Source organism: Salipaludibacillus aurantiacus, from assembly GCF_900111295.1.
GTDB lineage: Bacteria > Bacillota > Bacilli > Bacillales > Salisediminibacteriaceae > Salipaludibacillus > Salipaludibacillus aurantiacus.
Genome location: NZ_FOGT01000040.1, coordinates 1 through 1418, shown reverse-complemented (window position 1 = coordinate 1418; position 1418 = coordinate 1). Strand labels below are relative to the sequence as shown.

The 1418-nt window shown below is 40.1% G+C and carries 2 protein-coding genes; both read right to left on the bottom strand.

Annotated elements, in window-relative coordinates:
- Positions 1-61: 61 nt before the first annotated feature.
- A complete protein-coding gene (locus tag BMW59_RS21235; RefSeq protein WP_177174466.1) occupies positions 62-994 on the bottom strand; it encodes an IS3 family transposase in 933 nt (310 codons plus the stop codon).
- Between the two features lie 17 nt (positions 995-1011).
- Positions 1012-1323 (bottom strand): transposase, encoded by a 312-nt coding sequence (locus tag BMW59_RS21230; RefSeq protein ID WP_093056320.1) that lies wholly within the window; start codon positions 1321-1323, stop codon positions 1012-1014.
- Between the last annotated feature and the right edge of the window lie 95 nt (positions 1324-1418).

Below are 1418 nucleotides of genomic sequence, written 5' to 3'. Positions count from 1 at the left end.
TTCGGTCCGACCCCCTAATTTCGGACACCTAATACCTTTTCCTAGCTAATTCTCAGAATTGCTACAATCTCACCTCCCTAGAAGGAAGCTTCCCTTTTAAGGTTAATAAATAATATTTCATAGGTGGGTAATCATTGATACTACCGTGGTAACGGCTATTGTTATAATGATCGATAAATCCCTCAGTATAGAAATAAGCTTCTTCATAAAATTCAAAGACATGGCGATTAAAACATTCTCTTTGGTTAACGCTGTGATAGGATTCAATGTAGGCATTCATATTAGGTGACTTTTTAGGAATCCGTTCGTGGAACACCTTATGATGGTCGCAAAAATCACCAAAGCTTTCACTAATAAACTGGGGACCATTATCTGTACGTATAATGAGCTTCTTTTCAAGTTCGCCTTCTTTAAAATGGATTTTACGTCGAATAAAAGCTTTTATTAACATATTTCGAATGTGTTTTGTCTGACATGTTGGCCCCAAGGTGTACCCCACAATGCATCGGTCGTAGACATCAATGGCGCTACATAGAAAGAAAAAACGCTTTGAGTCCTGAATGGATCCGTATTTAATATCCACCTGCCACAACTGGTTAGGGCCAGTCACAGTCCGGTTTTTCGCCAGGTGTCTTGGATGTTTGGTTTTCTTTAAGCGGCGTTCTTTTAAAATTGATAGTTTTTTACAAAGTCGAAAGACTTTCTTCTTGTTTATGACCAAGTAATAGTGTTCCTTTAAATATAAAGTCCATTTTCTATAACCCATTGCGCCATAATAATCATCAACGTGCAGCTCCATTAAGTACTCTTCAATCTGGGCATCTGGGATGGCCTGGCCATTGGTAGTCAGGGAATACCCTGGCACTGGCCGGCCCCTTTTATTAAGTGTTGTCATCTTCTCACCCGGCTGATGATAGTAGTAATTTGAGCGGGCCAAATTCAGGGCTTTCATTGCTCTCGTAATCGGAAACCCCGCCTTAACCCATTGATCCACTTCCTTGAGTAAAAGTTTTATAGGGGGCCGTTTTTTTTAAGGGCTTCCCTTAACATAGCGACTTCTAATTCTTTTTCCCCAAGAAGCTTCATGGCTTGTTCGTATTTCTTTTCAAGCTCTTGTCTTGATGGCTGAGGTTTTAAAACTTCGACACCCTCGACATCCATCTCATCCCGGACTTCCTCCTCATACATACTGATCCATCTGGATAACGTATTTCTTGAAATGCCGGCACTTTTAGCTGTGGTACTAATCTTATTTGACTCTAATGCCAAACGGACATACTTCTTTTTCACATCTTCGATAACATCTATTCTCTTATTCGGCACACCCTTCACACCTCCACTCAACTATTAAATTATATTTAGTTACAGTTTACATCGAAGAGGAATTTGGTGTCCAAATGATTAAGGGGGCTTAAGAG